The following is a 13,944-nucleotide window of genomic DNA, read 5'->3' as shown; positions in this document are numbered from 1 at the left end:
TTTGAAATTTCGCGCAGATTAGAACGATAGGATGGGTGGCACAATGGCGCAGGAGAGAGGAGTTTGAGCGAATACCACCAAGCGCAAAGCACCTGTTAGCGCCGCCTAGAGCCCGTCGTGAAATTCTTCGATGAGATGAGCAACGACTTCGCGCAGGGCCGCCTCACGGTCCTTGCCCGCGGTCGCAGCGGCCTCGAAGGTGCGGCGCTGGCGATCTGCGCTTGTGCCTTGCGACGCCATGCTGCGCGCATGTGCCACCTCGGAGGCCGAGTTGAAATGCGCGGCGTCCTCTTCGATCAGCTCCAGCATTTCATCCATCAGGACGGACATCGGCACGATCTGACCAAGCCCGAAGTCAATCAGCCCCTCTCGCACGCCGTAGCGCTGCGCACGCCAACGGTTTTCCGAGATGAGAAATGTTTCATAAATGCGCCAGCGCTGGTTCTTGATCGAGAGCCGCCATAGCATCCGGGCCAGTCCCTGGATCAGCGCGGCAAGCGTCAAGGCGTCCTCTATCCGGGGCTGTACATCACAAATCCGCGCCTCGATGGTCGGAAATTTGGACGAGGGGCGCAGATCCCACCAGATCTTGGACGCATCCTCGATCACGCCCAGATCGGTGAGGACATGGGTGGCGCGCTCATACTCGCCAAAGCTGCTCATCCGGGGCGGCAGGCCGGTGCGGGGCAGGTTGTCGAACACCGTCAGGCGATAGCTGTCGAGGCCGGTGTCGTGGCCTTGCCAGAATGGTGAGGAGCAGCTGAGCGCCAGAAGATGCGGCAGGAAGTAGCTGAGCTGGTTCATGATATCGATGCGCCGGTCGGGCGCGCCGACAGCGACATGTACATGCATGCCGCAGATCAGCATGCGCCGCACCACACCAGCCAGATCGGTGGACAAATCGTTGTACCGGTCCTTGTCAGTATGCTTTTGCTCGCGCCAGCGCGAGAAGGGATGGCAGGAGGCAGCAATCGGCGCGAGGCCGAATTTCGAGGCTTCGCGCGCGATACAGCTGCGCAGGCGGCGCAGATCCTCGCGGGCATCGCCGACGGTGGCGCAGACCTTGGTGCCGATCTCGATCTGGCAGTTCAGGAATTCGGGGCTGACCTGATCCTGCAACTCGCTGCGGCAGGCCTTCATCAGCGCTTCGGGCGCGTCGGTCAGCGCCATGGTCTCCCTATCGACAAGGAGGTACTCCTCCTCGATGCCGATGGTGAAATCGGGCTCATCCAATGCCATGCACGCCTCCTGTACCGGAGGCTCAGCAAAGCGCAGGTTGCGCGCCGTGCCAAGAAAATTCGAATTTTCTTAGGCAAAAGCCTTCCAGAAGGCTTTTGGCGCCCGGATAGGCCGGGCGCCAATATGTCATCAGTCGGCCAGTTTGAAGTGGAACTCGCCGCCTTCCTTTATTCCCGAGGGCCAGCGCGAGGTGACGGTCTTGGTCTTGGTGTAGAACTTGAACGCGTCGGGACCGTATTGGTTAAGATCGCCGAAAGCCGATTTCTTCCACCCGCCGAAGGTGTAATGCGCCAGCGGCACCGGGATGGGGAAGTTGATGCCGACCATGCCCACATTCACGCGGGATGCGAAATCGCGCGCCGCATCGCCGTCGCGGGTGAAGATGGCGGTGCCGTTGCCCATCTCATGATCCGAGGCCAGTTTGAGCGCTTCTTCATAGCTGCCTGCGCGGATCGTGGTCAGGACGGGGCCAAAGATCTCCTGCTGGTAGATGTCCATGTCGGGCGTCACCTTGTCGAAAAGGTGCGGCCCGAGGAAGAAACCATCCTCATAGCCCTGCAGGCTGAAACCGCGCCCGTCGACGACCAGCTCGGCGCCCTGGTCAATGCCGGACTGCACAAGGCCCTCGATCCGCTTTTTCGCCTCGGCGGTCACGACCGGGCCGTAATCCATCTCGGTATCCGAGGTGTAGGGGCCGACCTTCAGCTTCTCGATGCGCGGAACCAGCTTCTCGATCAGCTTGTCCGCGGTTTCGTCGCCCACCGGCACCGCGACCGAGATCGCCATGCAGCGCTCGCCCGCCGCGCCGTAACCGGCACCGATCAGCGCGTCTGCCGCCTGATCGAGGTCCGCGTCGGGCATGATGATCATGTGGTTCTTGGCACCGCCAAAGCACTGCGCGCGCTTGCCGTTCGAGCAGGCCCGGCCATAGATATACTGCGCGATTGGGGTCGAGCCGACAAAGCCGACGGCTTTGATATCGTCATTGTCGAGGATCGCGTCGACCGATTCCTTGTCGCCATTGACGACCTGGCAGACGCCGTCGGGCAGGCCCGCTTCGGTCCAGAGCTCGGCCAGCATGAGCGGGCAGGAAGGATCGCGCTCGGACGGCTTGATGATGACGGCGTTGCCGGCGGCGATGGCGGGACCCATCTTCCACATCGGGATCATGGCGGGGAAGTTGAAGGGCGTGATGCCCGCAACGACACCCAGCGCCTGGCGCATCGAGTAGATGTCGATGCCGGTCGAGGCGTTGCCGGAATACTCGCCTTTCAGGAAATGCGGCGCGCCGATGCAGAATTCGATCACTTCCATGCCGCGCTGGACGTCGCCCTTGGCGTCGGGGATGGTCTTGCCATGCTCGCGGCTGATCGCCTCGGCCAACTTGTCCATGTCGCGGTTGATGAGACGCACGAATTCCATCATGACGCGGGCGCGCTTTTGCGGGTTGACCGCTTCCCACTCGATCTGGGCCTTCGCGGCGTCAGCGACGGCCTGGTTCAGCTCGTCCACGGAGGCAAGCGGCGTCTTGGCCTGCACTTCGCCCGTGGCGGGGTTGTAGACGTCCGAAAAACGGCCCGACGTGCCTTTGACATGCTTGCCGTTGATGTAATGCGTGAGTTCAGTGGTCATGGAAACCTCCTAATTTCGATTGAGCGCAGCATAGTCTTGCAAAATTGCGCAGAACAGAGACAATGTTACCAAAGCTATTTTGCGTTTTTGCAAAGGGATTGCCGTGCAACCTCAATGGGACGATCTGAGGATATTTCTGGCCGTCGCGCGTCTTGAGAGCCTCTCGGCTGCCGGACGCGTACTCAAGATCGACCCCGCCACCGTGGGGCGGCGCATCACGCGGCTGGAAGAGGCGCTGCGCGCGCCGCTGTTTGCCAGATCACCGCAGGGATATGCGCTGACCGGCGAGGGGCAGCGCCTGATGGGCCACGCCGCCCGCGCCGAGCAGGAGATGACCGCCGCCTTCGAAGATCTGTCTGGGCAGGGCGCGCAGCTGAGTGGACAGATCCGGTTGGGCTCGCCCGATGGGTCGGCCAATTTCCTGCTGCCCCAGGTCTGCGCGCAGATTGTCGAGGAGAACCCGGATCTGGAGGTGCAGATCGTCGCGCTGCCACGCGTCTTCAACCTGTCGCGTCGCGAGGCGGACATGGCCATCGCAGTCAGCGCGCCCCTGGCGGGGCGCCTGAGTGTGCAGAAGGTCACCGATTATCGGCTGAGCCTGGTGGCGTCGCGCGATTACCTGCGCGATTCCGCGCCGATCAACAGCGTCGAGGATCTGCGCCATCACCGGATCGTCGGTTACATTCAGGACATGATCTTCGACAAGGAACTGGACTACATGGCCGAGGCCGGGCTGCCCCGCGTGGATCTGGCCAGCAACTCGGTTTCGGTGCAGTTCAGCTGGATCCGGCAGGGGGCGGGGATCGGCATCGTGCATGATTTCTCGATCCCTTTTGGTCACGGACTGGTGCGGGTACTTCCCGATAAGGTCAGCCTCACACGCAGCTTTTACCTTATCCGCCATGTGGACGATCGGCGGCTCGACCGGCTCAACCGTTTTGCCGAGGCGCTGGCGGCGGCGATGCGGCGCGAGGTCGCCCGGCTGGAGGGGCAGGGGTGACGCGCGCTTGACAGATGCTGCGGTGCGATTACGCTGGATCAACCGGCGGGCATTCCGCGGGCACGGCCGGACGCAATGCCGGAGATCACAAGGGGGCGCTAGATCATGCTGGTTTCACAAATTCTCAAGGCCAAGGGCGATGCCGTCTTCACCATCTCGCGGAAGACTCTCATCTCGGACGCGGCGGCCACGCTGGGCGCGAAAAGCATCGGTGCTTTGGTCATCACCGATGGCAAAAAGGGCGTTGTCGGCATCCTGTCCGAGCGCGATATCGTGCGCGCGCTTGGTGATCGGGGGGCGGGGTGCCTTTCGGACAGTGTCGAGGCGCTGATGACGCCCGATCCGTTCTGCGCCGGTCTGGGCGACACGGGCGAAGAGGTGCTGAGCCGCATGACCGAGGGCCGGTTCCGCCACATGCCTGTCCTGAAGGATGGCGAATTGGTGGGCATCGTCACGCTGGGCGACTTGGTCAAGGCGCGGCTGGAAGAGCTGGCGATGGAAAACGCGTCGATGCAGGGCATGATCATGGGCCACTGAGCCGCTGCGCCCTTGCAATTTGAGGGCGGGTGATGCCTTTTGGCGCAAACTACAGACGGATGACCCCTCATGCGCATCGGCCTTTACCCCGGCACCTTCGATCCTGTCACGCTGGGTCATATCGACATCATCCGCCGCGCCGCGCGACTGGTCGACCGTCTGGTGATCGGCGTCGCCATAAACCGCGACAAGGGCCCGCTTTTTACCCTGGACGAGCGTGTGACGATGCTGGAATCAGCGGCGGAGCGGATCACCGTGCCGGGCAGGGCCGAGATCGTCGTGCATCCGTTCGAGAACCTGCTGATAAATTGCGCGCGTGATGTGGGCGCGCAGGTGATCGTGCGCGGCCTGCGCGCGGTCGCGGATTTTGAATACGAGTTCCAGATGGTCGGCATGAACCGCGCGCTTGATGCGGATATCGAAACCGTTTTTCTGATGGCCGATACCGGTCACCAGGCCATTGCGTCCAAGCTGGTCAAGGAAATCGCGCGGCTGGACGGAGACGTCTCGACATTCGTGACCCCGGACGTGAAAGCCGCGCTCATCGCCAAGTTCCGCTGAAATCCGAGGTCCGAGGCGTCACCGCCAGAAGGCCATCCATTCGATGAGTTCGCCGAGCTTTGCCCCGAGGAAGATCAGCCCCGCCATGCCTTGGATGTAATAATCCAGCACCAGCGCCAGCACGATCAGTATGAATAGCCAGAGCGCGATGCGGTCGGTCATGTCAGCGCCCTTTCAAATGGCATGCGGCCCCGCGCCTTGGTACAGACGGGGGCCGCATCTGGCAATATCGCGGCGGCTCAGCCCAGCCGGCCCATCAATGCGGCTACATCCGCCATGCGGCAGGAAAAGCCCCATTCGTTGTCATACCATGCCAGAACGCGCACCAGAGTGCCGCCGACGACCTTGGTCTGCTGGGGCGCGAAGATGCTGCTTTCCTCGGTGTGGTTGAAATCGATGCTGACCTTGGGCGCGGGATCATAGGCAAGAATGCCTTTCATCGCGCCTGCCGCAGCTTCGGCCACGACGGCGTTGACCTCTTCGGCGGTGACGGATTTCGAGGCAACGAATGTGAGGTCCACCGCCGAGACATTGGGCGTGGGCACGCGGATGGCCGATCCATCAAGGCGGCCCTTCATCGCGGGCAGAACCTCCGACAGGGCCTTGGCCGCGCCGGTGGAGGTGGGGATCATCGACATCGCCGCGGCGCGTGCGCGGTAGAGATCCTTGTGACGGCGGTCCAGCGTCGGCTGATCGCCCGTGTAGGCGTGGATCGTGGTCATGATGCCGCTCTCGATGCCGATGCCCTCATGCAAGACCTTGGCCAGTGGGGCGAGGCAGTTGGTGGTGCAGGACCCGTTCGAGATCATGCGCTCGCCCGCCTGCAGATCGCCGTCATTGACGCCCATCACCACGGTGCGGTCCACGTTCTTGCCGGGGGCCGAGAGCAGGACCTTGCCCGCGCCGCGCTCGAGATGCTTCTTTGCTTTTTCACCGTCATTAAAGTTGCCGGTGCATTCCAGCACGACGTCGCAACCGTCCCAGTCCAACTCATCCATCTCGTAGGTCGAGAACATCTGGATATCGCCGCGCCCCAGATCCATCGTGCCGTCGCCGGTGGTCACCGTGCCGGGGAACCGGCCATGCACACTGTCGAAACGGATCAGATGCGCCGCCGTCTCCAGCGGGCCGGTGGCATTCAGCTTGACCACATTGATATCCTCGCGACCTGTCTCGCTGATATGGGCGAGGGTGGCGCGGCCGATGCGGCCAAATCCGTTGATGCCGACATTGATGGTCATGGGGATGAACTCCTTGGCAGGTTTTAGCGTTTGCAGGGGATATACGGGCGAGCGGGCCGTACCGAAAGGTCTAAACGCAAGAGCGCGCGGCTGTTAGCGCAATCTCGCGTCGCAGCCTTGTACGCGGAATCAGCTTTGCTACGGTGAAGCAAATATGATCGGAGAACAGGCATGAGCGGACTTCTGGCGCTACTCGACGATGTGGCGGCAATCGCCAAAGTGGCGGCGGCCTCGGTCGATGACGTGGTGGGGCAGGCGGCCAAGGCAGGCGCCAAGGCGGCAGGCGCGGCGATCGACGACGCCGCGGTGACGCCGAAATACGTGCATGGTTTTGACGCTGCGCGCGAATTGCCGATCATCTGGCGCATCGCGCGCGGCTCGCTGGTGAACAAGCTGGTGTTTCTTCTGCCCGCCGGGCTGGCCCTGAGCGCGTTCGCGCCTTGGGCGGTCACGCCGCTTTTGATGCTGGGGGGCTGCTATCTGTGCTTTGAGGGCGCCGAGAAGGTGGCTCACGCACTGGGCTGGGCGCATCATGAGGAAAGCCACATGGAGACGGAGCCCGACGATCCGGCCCATCTGGAAGAGCAGAAGGTCGCGGGTGCGATCAAGACGGACTTCATCCTCTCGGCCGAGATCATGACCATCGCGCTGGCCGCGATTCCGCCCAGCAGCTTCTGGATGGAGGCGGGCACGCTGGCTGCTGTTGCGGTGATGATCACGGTGGCGGTCTATGGTGCGGTGGCGCTGATCGTGAAGGCCGATGATCTGGGGCTGTTCATGGCCGCCAAGGGGCAGCTTGGCGCGACGCGGGGTCTGGGCCGCTGGATCGTTGCCGCGATGCCCAAGGTTCTCGCGCTGCTGGTGATCATAGGCACGGCGGCCATGCTCTGGGTGGGCGGCAACATCATCCTGCACGGGCTGGCGGCTCTGGGCTTTACGTGGCTCTATGACCAGATCCATCACCTGGCCGAAATGGCTGCCCATGGACTGGAGCAGGGGCGGGCCGCCGCGGAATGGGCGCTGGTCGCTGCCATGGACGGGGTTCTGGGGCTGGCGCTGGGTCTGGTGCTCATCCCTATTGGAACCAACGTTATCACGCCGATCTGGCAGCGGGTGCGAAAGATCAATCCGGTGGTTTGATCTGATCGGATCGGAGGTCACATTGCGCAAAATGCCGTGAAGATCATGATTGCCTGCAATGATGATCAGGTGCACGTCATCTGCTAGGGAAAAAACTCATCCAAGAGTTTCGGGAAGACTATTTGGATAATAGTCTTCCCGTTCGCCTCAGAGTAGCGATTTCACCTTGGCGGCGACCGCCTCGGCGGTGATGCCGAACTTCTCATAGAGAACATCGGCCGGGGCCGATGCGCCGAAGCTGTCCATCCCGACAAAGCCGGACTTCGCCGCGCGGCCACGCTCACCGCTCAGCCATTTGTCCCAGCCCTGCCGCACGGCGGCCTCAACGGCGACGCGCACCGGACCTGCGGGCAGCACGCGCTTGCGCACCGCCTCGTCCTGCGCCTCGAAAAGCTCCATGCAGGGCATCGAGACAACGCGGCACCCGATCCCCTCGGCCTGCAGCAGATCACGCGCCTTCATTGCGATCTCGACCTCCGAGCCGGTGGCCATGAGGATCGCCTGACGCTTGCCCTCCGCATCGGCCAGCACATAGGCGCCCTGCGCGGTGAGGTTCTTGTTGCGATGCTCGGTCCGCAGCGTGGGCACGTTCTGGCGCGTCAGCGACAGGACAGAGGGCGTCTCCTTGGTGCTCAGTGCCAGTTCCCATGCCTCGGCCGTTTCCACCGTGTCGCAGGGGCGGAAGACCCAGGTGTTGGGTGTAGCGCGCGAAATCGCCAGATGTTCGACCGGCTGGTGCGTCGGGCCGTCCTCACCCAGACCGATGCTGTCATGGGTCATCACGAATACCGTGGGTACGCGCATCAGCGCCGCGAGACGCATCGCGGGCCGGGCATAATCGGTGAAGCACATGAAGGTGCCGCCATAGGGGCGGATACCGCCATGCAGCGCCATGCCGTTCATCGCGGCGGCCATGCCATGCTCGCGAATGCCCCAATAGATATATCGACCCTTGCGATTATCGGTGTCAAAGACGCCCAGATCGCCCGTCTTTGTGTTGTTCGATCCGGTGAGGTCCGCCGAGCCGCCGACGGTCTCGCGCATGATCGGATTCACAACCTCCAGCACCATCTCGCTCGATTTGCGCGTGGCGACCTTGGGGGCCTCCTCGCTGATCTGTTTCTTCAGCGCCTTGATGCGCGCGCTCAGCTTCTTGGGGGGGTCACGGTCTAGGGCCCGCGTGAACTCACCTTGCCGGCGTTCGGACGCCTCGGCAAAGCGGGCTTCCCAAGCCTTGCGTTCGTCCGCGCCGCGCGCGCCAATCGCCTTCCATGCCTTTTTCACATCGCCCGGCACTTCGAACGGGCCAGTGGTCCAGCCATAGGCGGCCTTGGCTGCAGCCATCTGATCCTCGTCGGTCAGCGCGCCATGGCCCTTGGACGTATCCTGCGCCGCGTGCCCCAGCGCAATATGCGTCTTGCAAGCGATCATGCTGGGCTTTTTCGACTTCTTGGCTTTAACGATTGCCTCGTCGATCTCGTCCGGGTTGTGGCCATCGATCTCGATCACTTGCCAGCCTGCGGCACGGAAGCGCTTGACCTGATCGGTGCGATCCGACAGCGACACCTTGCCGTCGATTGTAATGTCGTTGTTGTCCCAAAAAACGATCAGCTTGCCCAGCGAATGACGCCCGGCCAGCGTGATGGCCTCCTGGCTGATCCCCTCCATCAGGCAGCCATCTCCGGCGATGACGTAAGTATGGTGATCGACCAGCTTGCGGCCGTGGCGCGCGCGCAGGATTTCCTCGGCCATGGCGAAGCCGACCGAATTGGCGATGCCCTGGCCCAGCGGGCCGGTGGTTGTCTCGATCCCCTTGGCATGGCCATATTCCGGATGGCCCGCCGTGATCGCGCCCCATTGGCGGAAATTCTTGATCTGCTCCAGCGTCATGTCCTCGTAGCCCGTCAGGTGCAGCAGAGAATAAAGCAGCATCGAGCCATGACCTGCGCTGAGGATGAAGCGGTCGCGGTCGGGCCAGTCGGGCGCGGACGCATCGAATTTCAGGTGTTTCTCGTAAAGCACGGTGGCGACATCGGCCATGCCCATAGGCATCCCGGAATGGCCCGAATTGGCGGCGTGGACCGCGTCCAGCGTCAGGGCGCGAATGGCGGTCGCTTTGGACCAGTGATCGGGATTGGCTTTGGCGAGGGCGTTGAGATCCACGGCAGCGGTTTCCTTATGGGAGAGGCGTTAACTGCCTGCCTCAATACCAGCCCGGCCCCGAAGTTCAAGCGCCGCCATACCGCCCCCCGGCACGTCGACGCCTTCCGCCGCAAGGGGGGAAGCCTTTTTGCAAGCCATTCGCTAGACTTGGCGCCATCAAGGGCATGTTGCGATTCGGCGTGCCCTGTAAGAGAGTTGGGGCAGACAGTTGAAAAGGACATTGACGCGATGAGCGATATCGACGCGATGCAAAGCCGTATCATGGCGGCGCTGGACCGGATCGGGCAGGGACTGGACGGGCTGGGAACGACGGATGATCAGGCCGACGAGCCGGGCGAGGTAGAGGCCCTGCGCCAGCAGGTCGAGGATGAAAGGCTGGCAAATGCCCAGCTGGAAGAGCGCGTCAAGCAGCTAAGCGCCCGCGCCCGCGAGGCCGAAGCCAGCTTGGAAGAGCTCAAGGCCGCCGCCGGTGAGGCCAAGGCCGAGGAAGACGCGCGTGCCAAGATGCTGCGCAAGATCGACGGCGATCTGCAATCGCTGCGCCATGCCAATCAGCAACTGCGCGACAATAACGCCAAGCTGCGCGATGCGAATGCCAGTGGCGTGGCCGAGCCGCATCTGATCAATAAGGCGATGATGGCCGAGCTGGATGGCTTGCGTGCCACCCGTGCTGCCGACCGGGCCGAAATGGATGCCATTCTCGGCGAGCTCGCGCGGATCGGCGGGTCAGGCGATGGCAGTCTCGATGAGGCCGGTAGCACTGCCACCAGCGGCGCAAAAACCAGTGGAAATGGAATGGGGGACGCATGATGCCCGAAGTTGATGTCGAAATCGGTGGCCGCACGTTCCAAGTGTCCTGTCAGACTGGCGAAGAGCATTTTCTGCATTCCGCCGCCAAGATGCTGGATGACGAGGCCTCGGTTCTGGCTGCGCAGATCGGGCGCATTCCCGAGGCACGCATGCTGCTGATGGCGGGCCTCATGCTGGCCGACAAGACCGCCGGTTTGCAGGATAAGTTGGCCGAGATGAACGACAAGCTGGCCGAGCGCGAAGCTGAGCTGGCAGGCCTGCGCGATGCGCCTCCGCCCACGCCCGAAAGGGTCGAGGTTCCGGTTGTGCCCAGCTCGATCACCGATACGCTGGCCGAAATCGCCGCCCGCGCCGAGGCGCTGGCCGAGACGGTGGATGGCAAGAAGGCAGGCTGACACCTCCGCAAGCCGATGGCCAGGGGTGTGAAAGGGCAGGGCGGCGGGATGCCGCCCCGACGTGTTTCATGTGCAGAACATAGGCCGAACATCTCTTTATCTTGCGCGCCGGTGGCGCTATGGTTCCGCCCATGAGCAGTTTTGACGAATCCGACGCGTTCGAGAGCGCCTCCCTGTCTTCGCGCGCAATGGCCGCGCGGCCCGCGCCATACCTTGATGGCCTGAACCCCGAGCAGCGTCTGGCGGTCGAGACGATGGACGGCCCCGTCCTGATGCTGGCAGGCGCAGGCACGGGCAAGACCAAGGCGCTGACAACGCGCATCGTGCATCTTCTGAATACCGGCCGCGCACGCCCCAACGAGGTGCTGGCTGTTACCTTCACCAACAAGGCCGCGCGCGAGATGAAGACCCGCGTCGGCGCGCTTTTGGGCCAGTCCATCGAGGGGATGCCGTGGCTGGGCACGTTCCACTCGATCTGCGTCAAGCTGCTGCGCCGCCATGCCGAGCTGATCGGCGTGCAAGGCGGTGGATATACGGATGACGTGATCGAGGCGCCGGCGCGCGAGGTCACGCTGAAGTCGAACTTCACCATTCTCGACACGGACGATCAACTGCGCCTGCTCAAGCAGCTGGTGCAAGCCGCCGGCATCGACGACAAGCGCTGGCCCGCCCGCCAGTTGGCCGGGGTGATCGACAACTGGAAAAACCGCGCCTGGACGCCGGACCGCGTGCCCGCCGCCGAGGCGGGCGCCTACAATGGCAAGGCGGTGCTGCTCTACAAGCAGTACCAGCGCCGCCTGATCGAGCTGAACGCCGTGGATTTTGGCGATCTGCTGCTCCATGTCGTCACGATCTTCCAGAAGCATGATGACATCCTCCAGCAATATCAGCGTTGGTTCAAATATATCCTCGTGGACGAATACCAGGACACGAATGTCGCCCAATACCTATGGCTGCGCCTCCTTGCCGGCGGGCACAAGAATATCTGCTGCGTCGGCGATGACGATCAGTCGATCTATGGCTGGCGCGGCGCCGAGGTGGGCAATATCCTGCGGTTCGAAAAGGATTTCCCCGGCGCGCATGTGGTCCGGCTCGAACAGAATTACCGCTCGACCCCTCATATTCTGGCCGCTGCCTCGGGCGTGATCGCGGGTAATCAGGGCCGATTGGGCAAGGAGCTGTGGACGCAAGAACAAGATGGCGAGAAGGTGCGCCTCATCGGCCATTGGGATGGTGAAGAAGAGGCACGCTGGATCGGCGAAGAGATCGAGGCGATGCAGCGCGGCACCCGTGGCCAGCGTCCTTACGGTCTTGACGATATGGCCATCCTCGTGCGCGCGTCGCACCAGATGCGCGCCTTCGAGGATCGGTTCCTGACCATCGGTCTGCCCTACCGCGTCATCGGTGGTCCACGCTTCTACGAGCGGATGGAGATCCGCGATGCGATGGCCTATTTCCGCTGCGTAACGTCGCCAAGTGACGATCTGGCCTTCGAGCGGATCGTGAACACGCCCAAGCGTGGCCTCGGCGACAAGGCGCAGCAAAAGATGCAGGTGACGGCACGAGAGAACGGTGTGCCCTTGATAGAAGGCGCGCGCATTCTGGTCGCGGAAAAGGGCCTGACGGGCAAAGGCGCGCGCGAGTTGTCGCTGCTACTGGATGGCCTTGCTCGCTGGGGACGCATGGCCGGCGATGCGGCGATCAGCCATATCGAGCTGGCCGAGATCATCCTTGATGAGAGCGGCTATACCGAGATGTGGCAGAACGACAAAACGCCCGAGGCGCCGGGACGGCTCGAGAACCTCAAGGAGCTGGTCAAGGCACTCGAGAATTTCGAGAATCTGACAGGGTTTCTCGAACATGTCAGTCTGATCATGGATAACGAGAGCGAAAATGAGGGCGAGAAGGTCAGCATCATGACGCTTCACGCCGCCAAGGGCCTCGAATTTCCCGCCGTCTTCCTGCCGGGCTGGGAGGATGGTCTCTTCCCGTCGCAGCGCTCGATGGATGAAAGCGGACTCAAGGGCGTCGAGGAAGAGCGCCGTCTTGCCTATGTCGGCATTACGCGGGCCGAGGAGGTCTGCACGATCTCCTTCGCCGGCAATCGCCGGGTCTTTGGCCAGTGGCAATCATCCTTGCCGTCGCGCTTCATCGACGAGCTGCCCGAGGATCATGTCGATGTTCTGACCCCGCCCGGCCTCTATGGCGGCGGCTATGGCGCGGCGGGCATGGGTGTCGTGCAAAACAGCATCGACGCCAAGGTGGCCGAGGCGAATGTCTACAATTCCCCCGGCTGGAAACGGATGCAGGCGCGCGCGGGCCAGCGCCCCACGGCCCAGCCGCGCGAGTCGACCTCGCCGGTGATCGACATGGCCGCCGCCTCGTCCCACACGGTGGGCGAGCGGGTGTTCCACCAGAAATTCGGCTATGGCGAGATCATTGGTCTTGAGGGCGACAAGCTTGAGATCGCATTCGACAAGGCGGGCACGAAAAAGGTCGTGGCGCGCTTTGTCACCAGCCCCGATGACGTGCCTTTCTAGCGCATTGCTCTGCATCTTTTGGCTGAAAAATATCCCCGCCGGAGGCTGAAATCTCTTTTGGCGTCCGGCCGGCCATCAGGCGTTGTGCGGGAGCATCGAATCCGTCACAGTGAAATCTCCAAGGTGCTGCGCGGCTGCGCGGAGAATTGGGAAGCCGGTGCAAATCCGGCACTGCCCCCGCAACGGTAAGGGTGGGCGAGACGGCGCAAGACCACTGGGCACGACGGCCCGGGAAGGGCGCCTGATCATGGGCCAATCGCGGCCCGGCCCCCGAAGTCCGGAAACCAGCCTTGGAAGTGACGTCAAACCGCGTGGGGCGGTGTGGACGCTGCTGCCGGGCCTCGTTCCTCGCATGCCAGCCTCGCACGCCATCCTGCGCCCCAACCGGCCCGGGGTGCGGCCAAGGAGTGGATGAGACATGAGCGTGAAGCAGATTCTGAACGGGCTTGAGCGGAGCGACGCCGTTGGCGCCGATGCGGACGCGGTGGCGCGGCTGGGCTTTCTGGAATGGGCCTTTGCCCTGCCAGGCGCGGCGACCCCCGAAGCGGCGCGAGCCGCACTCAAGGCTGCCCCGGCAGAGGCGCGCAGCCCTGCGGCGCAAGCCTTTGTCCGGTTTCTAAATCAGGCCACGATGCGCGCCTCACCCCGCGGAAGGCGTGGCCGCGCGGCGCGCTTGCACTAGGCCG

At 63.1% G+C, this 13,944-nt stretch carries 13 protein-coding genes and 1 riboswitch; of the genes, 8 read left to right on the top strand and 5 right to left on the bottom strand.

Going from position 1 to position 13,944, the window contains the following annotated elements; genetic code table 11:
* Positions 1-105: 105 nt before the first annotated feature.
* Together ACEWPM_RS02360 and ACEWPM_RS02355 are read right to left on the bottom strand one after the other, a co-directional pair.
* Positions 106-1,239, bottom strand: a complete 1,134-nt coding sequence (locus ACEWPM_RS02360; RefSeq protein WP_393960869.1) for a carboxylate-amine ligase — start codon at positions 1,237-1,239, stop codon at positions 106-108.
* A gap of 129 nt (positions 1,240-1,368) precedes the next feature.
* Positions 1,369-2,871 carry a CoA-acylating methylmalonate-semialdehyde dehydrogenase gene (locus ACEWPM_RS02355; protein WP_393960868.1) on the bottom strand — a complete coding sequence of 501 codons (1,503 nt, stop codon included), beginning with the start codon at positions 2,869-2,871 and terminating at the stop codon, positions 1,369-1,371.
* A gap of 103 nt (positions 2,872-2,974) precedes the next feature.
* Between ACEWPM_RS02355 and ACEWPM_RS02350 the strand changes: the two genes are divergently transcribed.
* The 3 genes from ACEWPM_RS02350 (at position 2,975) to coaD (ending at position 4,969) form a co-directional block, all read left to right on the top strand.
* Complete coding sequence (locus ACEWPM_RS02350) at positions 2,975-3,871, top strand: LysR family transcriptional regulator (RefSeq protein WP_393960867.1); 897 nt, start codon at positions 2,975-2,977, stop codon at positions 3,869-3,871.
* Between the two features lie 105 nt (positions 3,872-3,976).
* Positions 3,977-4,408 (top strand): CBS domain-containing protein, encoded by a 432-nt coding sequence (locus ACEWPM_RS02345; protein WP_393960866.1) that lies wholly within the window; start codon positions 3,977-3,979, stop codon positions 4,406-4,408.
* A 69-nt stretch (positions 4,409-4,477) separates the two neighbouring features.
* The gene (gene coaD / locus ACEWPM_RS02340; protein WP_393960865.1) at positions 4,478-4,969 is read left to right on the top strand and encodes a pantetheine-phosphate adenylyltransferase; all 492 of its coding nucleotides are present in this window, start codon (positions 4,478-4,480) and stop codon (positions 4,967-4,969) included.
* A gap of 18 nt (positions 4,970-4,987) precedes the next feature.
* Here coaD and ACEWPM_RS02335 read toward each other — a convergent pair whose 3' ends face one another.
* Together ACEWPM_RS02335 and gap are read right to left on the bottom strand one after the other, a co-directional pair.
* Positions 4,988-5,131 (bottom strand): hypothetical protein, encoded by a 144-nt coding sequence (locus ACEWPM_RS02335; protein WP_393960864.1) that lies wholly within the window; start codon positions 5,129-5,131, stop codon positions 4,988-4,990.
* A 77-nt stretch (positions 5,132-5,208) separates the two neighbouring features.
* Positions 5,209-6,210 carry a type I glyceraldehyde-3-phosphate dehydrogenase gene (gene gap, locus ACEWPM_RS02330; RefSeq protein ID WP_393960863.1) on the bottom strand — a complete coding sequence of 334 codons (1,002 nt, stop codon included), beginning with the start codon at positions 6,208-6,210 and terminating at the stop codon, positions 5,209-5,211.
* A gap of 171 nt (positions 6,211-6,381) precedes the next feature.
* Between gap and ACEWPM_RS02325 the strand changes: the two genes are divergently transcribed.
* Positions 6,382-7,350 carry a DUF808 domain-containing protein gene (locus ACEWPM_RS02325; RefSeq protein ID WP_393960862.1) on the top strand — a complete coding sequence of 323 codons (969 nt, stop codon included), beginning with the start codon at positions 6,382-6,384 and terminating at the stop codon, positions 7,348-7,350.
* Positions 7,351-7,497: 147 nt separating this feature from the next.
* Here the strand turns inward: ACEWPM_RS02325 and tkt are convergent, their stop codons facing one another.
* On the bottom strand, positions 7,498-9,513 hold the full coding sequence (gene tkt, locus ACEWPM_RS02320; protein ID WP_393960861.1) for a transketolase: 2,016 nt from the start codon (positions 9,511-9,513) through the stop codon (positions 7,498-7,500).
* Between the two features lie 228 nt (positions 9,514-9,741).
* Here tkt and ACEWPM_RS02315 point away from each other — a divergent pair, with 228 nt between their 5' ends.
* The 4 genes from ACEWPM_RS02315 to ACEWPM_RS02300 all read left to right on the top strand — a co-directional run bounded on the left by ACEWPM_RS02315 (position 9,742) and on the right by ACEWPM_RS02300 (position 13,940).
* A complete protein-coding gene (locus ACEWPM_RS02315; RefSeq protein ID WP_393960860.1) occupies positions 9,742-10,323 on the top strand; it encodes a hypothetical protein in 582 nt (193 codons plus the stop codon).
* Entirely contained in the window at positions 10,323-10,718 is a 396-nt protein-coding gene (locus ACEWPM_RS02310; protein ID WP_393961004.1) for a cell division protein ZapA, read from the top strand. The genes ACEWPM_RS02315 and ACEWPM_RS02310 overlap by 1 nt, the downstream gene beginning before the upstream one ends.
* A gap of 131 nt (positions 10,719-10,849) precedes the next feature.
* Positions 10,850-13,258, top strand: a complete 2,409-nt coding sequence (locus tag ACEWPM_RS02305) for an ATP-dependent helicase (protein ID WP_393960859.1) — start codon at positions 10,850-10,852, stop codon at positions 13,256-13,258.
* A gap of 104 nt (positions 13,259-13,362) precedes the next feature.
* Positions 13,363-13,565, top strand: a riboswitch (cobalamin riboswitch).
* Between the two features lie 111 nt (positions 13,566-13,676).
* Complete coding sequence (locus tag ACEWPM_RS02300; protein WP_393960858.1) at positions 13,677-13,940, top strand: hypothetical protein; 264 nt, start codon at positions 13,677-13,679, stop codon at positions 13,938-13,940.
* Positions 13,941-13,944 lie beyond the last annotated feature (4 nt).

This window comes from Roseovarius maritimus (genome assembly GCF_043355895.2).
Lineage (GTDB): Bacteria > Pseudomonadota > Alphaproteobacteria > Rhodobacterales > Rhodobacteraceae > Roseovarius > Roseovarius maritimus.
Note: the sequence above shows the minus strand (reverse complement) of the source record. Positions and strands in the feature narration are given on the sequence as shown.

What these genes read in the sequence shown, in the direction of transcription:
- ACEWPM_RS02360 (WP_393960869.1), bottom strand. Translation starts at nt 1,239, where the DNA reads ATGGCATTGGATGAGCCCGATTTCACCATCGGCATCGAGGAGGAGTAC.
- ACEWPM_RS02355 (WP_393960868.1), bottom strand. Translation starts at nt 2,871, where the DNA reads ATGACCACTGAACTCACGCATTACATCAACGGCAAGCATGTCAAAGGC.
- ACEWPM_RS02345 (WP_393960866.1), top strand. Translation starts at nt 3,977, where the DNA reads ATGCTGGTTTCACAAATTCTCAAGGCCAAGGGCGATGCCGTCTTCACC.
- coaD (WP_393960865.1), top strand. Translation starts at nt 4,478, where the DNA reads ATGCGCATCGGCCTTTACCCCGGCACCTTCGATCCTGTCACGCTGGGT.
- ACEWPM_RS02335 (WP_393960864.1), bottom strand. Translation starts at nt 5,131, where the DNA reads ATGACCGACCGCATCGCGCTCTGGCTATTCATACTGATCGTGCTGGCG.
- gap (WP_393960863.1), bottom strand. Translation starts at nt 6,210, where the DNA reads ATGACCATCAATGTCGGCATCAACGGATTTGGCCGCATCGGCCGCGCC.
- ACEWPM_RS02325 (WP_393960862.1), top strand. Translation starts at nt 6,382, where the DNA reads ATGAGCGGACTTCTGGCGCTACTCGACGATGTGGCGGCAATCGCCAAA.
- ACEWPM_RS02315 (WP_393960860.1), top strand. Translation starts at nt 9,742, where the DNA reads ATGAGCGATATCGACGCGATGCAAAGCCGTATCATGGCGGCGCTGGAC.
- ACEWPM_RS02310 (WP_393961004.1), top strand. Translation starts at nt 10,323, where the DNA reads ATGCCCGAAGTTGATGTCGAAATCGGTGGCCGCACGTTCCAAGTGTCC.
- ACEWPM_RS02305 (WP_393960859.1), top strand. Translation starts at nt 10,850, where the DNA reads ATGAGCAGTTTTGACGAATCCGACGCGTTCGAGAGCGCCTCCCTGTCT.
- ACEWPM_RS02300 (WP_393960858.1), top strand. Translation starts at nt 13,677, where the DNA reads ATGAGCGTGAAGCAGATTCTGAACGGGCTTGAGCGGAGCGACGCCGTT.